Here is a 2952-nt window from a genome sequence, read left to right on the forward strand (position 1 = left end):
CTGGCGCATCGATTTCCAGCTCGGCTGGGACGCCGATCCCGAGGAAGAAAAGAAGCCCGAAAACGTCATCCCGCGTATTCAGGCGATGCTGGGGCCGGAGGTGGAATTCGAACTGGAATGGGTTTCCGTCTACCAGTTCGCCTGCCGCCGCATCGACAACATGCGCTACCAGCGCGTGCTCTTTGCCGGTGACGCTGCGCATCAGGTATCTCCCTTCGGGGCGCGCGGTGCCAATACCGGCGTGCAGGACATCGACAACCTGATCTGGAAACTCAAGCTCGTCATCGATGGCCAGGCCCCGGTCAGCTTCATCGACAGCTATCACGAAGAGCGCGCTTTCGCGGCCGACGACAACCTGCGCCAGTCCACCCGTTCCACCGATTTCATCACGCCCAAGAGCCGTGCCAGCCGCGTGCTGCGCGATGCCGTCCTGACGCTGGCCGAGCACGAGCCGTTCGCCCGCACGCTGGTCAACAGCGGCCGCCTGTCCACGCCGACACCTTATGTGAGCTCGTCCCTGAACACCCCCGACAGCGTGCCGTTCGGCGAGCGCATGGTCCCCGGCACGCCCTGCGCGGATGCGCCGGTGCGGCAGGGAAGCCGGCCCGGATGGCTGCTCAGTCAGCTGGGCGAAGGCTTCACGGTGCTGGTATTCGGTGCGGGAGATTTCCCCGTCAGTCTGCAGGCAGCGGGTCTGGAGATTCCGGTCAAGACCATCGGTCCCGCCGGTTCCGGGGCCCTGCTGGAGGATGTGCAGGGATTGGCCGCGCAGCGCTATGCCGCGCACGAGGGATGCGCTTACCTGATCCGGCCGGACCAGCACGTGGCGGCCCGCTGGTCGCGCTTCGACCCGCTGCAGATCGCTGCCGCCATCAACCGCTGCGTTGGTCACAGCATGGTGCAGGCCGCCTGCGCCTGACGGGCGCGCTTGAGGTGATACATGCCCTGGTCGGCGCAAGCCAGCAGGGCATCCATCGAATTGCCGTCATCGGGATAGCGTGCATGGCCCAGGCTCGCGCTCACCGTCAGCATCGTATGGCCGATCTGGAAGGGGGCGGCGAGCGCCTGGGTGAGCTTGTCGCGGATGATGCGGATGTCGCCGCTGGCGACGATGTCGGTGAGCACCACGAATTCATCACCGCCAATGCGGGCGATGGTATCCGCATGTCGCAGGCTCGCCCCCAGTCGTTCGCCGATCTGCAGCAACAGCAGATCACCGGCGGCGTGGCCGTGGCGATCGTTGACCAGCTTGAAGCCATCCAGATCCAGGAACAGCAACGCGAAGCTGCCCTGTGCGCGCTCGGCGCGGGCGATCGCAGCGGCGATGCGTTGCTCCAGCAGGCTGCGGTTGGGCAGGCCGGTGAGGCCGTCGTAGAGCGCCTGCTGGCGCAGGCCGTCATTGGCGGCGCGGGCTTCGCGCAATTGCCGGTGCAGCTCGCGGCAACGGCCGCGCGCTGACGCCAGCAATGCGCCCAGCGTGCCCGCCAGGCCCAGTGAGGCGACGGCACCGAGGCCATCCAGTGAAGCGCCGGTCCAGACCCGCTGGACCAGCCTGAACCATTCGCCGTTATCCATCCCAAACATAAAAGACCGCGCTTTCTTTCATTGCCACGCAGATGAACCCTCTGCCATAGATGTTCCGGATCTCGAAGCGGGCATGCGCCAATTGCCCCAGCTTCTTCCGGAGGCGATAGATGATGGTGTCGATGCGATGCGGATCGATGATCTCGGCTGTGATGTTGAGCGCATGCATCAGGTGTTCCGCACTGACCGGGAAGTGCGGGCTGAGAAACAGCGTCGTCAGGACCGCGCATTCGCGCTCGCTCAGCGCCACCCGTTCGTTGTGCGGACTGACCAGCGTGCCGCGGCGGCGATACAGGGTCCAGGCTTCCGCACTGCCTGCCGCCGGCGCATGCAGGATGCGCAGGCGTCGCAGGAAGGAGCGGATGGTCGCCAGCAGCAGGCCTTGCCGGATCGGTTTGTGCAGGATGTAATCGGCACCGTCGTGCAGGGCTTTTTCCTGCGCATCCTCGCTGAGCTGTTCGCCGATGACGACGATCCCGAGCATCGGAAACTTCTGCCGCAGATCGGCCACCAGCGGAAGCAAGCTGATGGTGAACCGGTGCGTCTCGATGATCAGGACGGCAGGCTTTTTTTTTGAATCTCGCCCTCCAGTTCCGACAAGGCCGCCACTGCCCGTACCGGCAAGCCGCTGGCATGCAAGGCCTTGAGTACAACGCCGGCTCCCTCGCCTGGATGCTCTACGATTAACACTGCCACGTCGTTCACATCCCCAAAATGAAACAACCCTGATAGTCCGCTCTTAACGGATGAGTATCATTATTGGTTACGTTATACCTGCTTTTGTCTGGCGGGAGTTTCACAGAAAATCTCGATTTTGTTATCAATTTGAAAGGCGCGGCGCGATCATTCCGCGCCTTGTGGCCGACCGCAAAAGTGCGCCCATTGGCGTTTGCAGGCGAAAAAAAACGGCAACCCGCAGGTTGCCGTTCTTATGTTGCAAGCTGCCGGGAAGGTGGCAGCCAGACGACAGGCGTGCTGTCGAAACACATGCAAGTCTCAGTAGATGTCCAATCCGAAATACTGTGCAACGTCGCCTTCGGTCCAGTCCTTGATGACATTGCGCTCCAGCAGCACGCGATATTCCGAGCGCTGCAGGCCGTCGTCCTGCTGGACGATGCGGCTCTCCAGGGTATAAACGGTCTGGTGGATGCGGGTGGTCATCGAAGCATGCTTGATGATGCTGCCCGCTTCCGGTTCTTGTTGTTCGTCATTGGCAGGGATATCCATCAGCGTTCTCTCATTTCATGTGCGCGCGCCGCGCCAGGATTTTTTCGATCTTTTCCTTGAGCGTGGTGGCGTTGAAGGGTTTGACGATATAGCCATCCGCACCTTCCTGGGCTGCCGTGACGATGTTTTCCTTCTTGGCTT

Annotated in this window: 4 protein-coding genes; 1 reads left to right on the forward strand and 3 read right to left on the reverse strand. The window is 62.4% G+C overall.

Going from position 1 to position 2952, the window contains the following annotated elements; genetic code table 11:
* Nucleotides 1-919 (forward strand): FAD-dependent monooxygenase (locus B3873_RS19820; RefSeq protein ID WP_286868493.1); only part of this gene is annotated, 919 nt, incomplete at its 5' end.
* Here the strand turns inward: B3873_RS19820 and B3873_RS19825 are convergent.
* The 3 genes from B3873_RS19825 to B3873_RS19835 all read right to left on the reverse strand — a co-directional run bounded on the left by B3873_RS19825 (nucleotide 889) and on the right by B3873_RS19835 (nucleotide 2811).
* Nucleotides 889-1575, reverse strand: coding sequence for a GGDEF domain-containing protein (locus tag B3873_RS19825; protein ID WP_286868495.1), 687 nt, complete (start codon nucleotides 1573-1575; stop codon nucleotides 889-891). The two genes, B3873_RS19820 and B3873_RS19825, sit on opposite strands and share 31 nt — an antisense overlap.
* Nucleotides 1568-2095, reverse strand: coding sequence for a response regulator transcription factor (locus tag B3873_RS19830; RefSeq protein WP_232729628.1), 528 nt, complete (start codon nucleotides 2093-2095; stop codon nucleotides 1568-1570). Before B3873_RS19830 ends, B3873_RS19825 begins: the two co-directional genes overlap by 8 nt.
* Before the next feature lie 485 nt (nucleotides 2096-2580).
* A complete protein-coding gene (locus B3873_RS19835) occupies nucleotides 2581-2811 on the reverse strand; it encodes a hypothetical protein (protein ID WP_039786048.1) in 231 nt (76 codons plus the stop codon).
* Nucleotides 2812-2952: the final 141 nt, after the last annotated feature.

Origin of the sequence: Herbaspirillum sp. UBA812, from assembly GCF_002296545.1 — a bacterium.
GTDB classification, from domain to species: domain Bacteria; phylum Pseudomonadota; class Gammaproteobacteria; order Burkholderiales; family Burkholderiaceae_D; genus Herbaspirillum; species Herbaspirillum huttiense.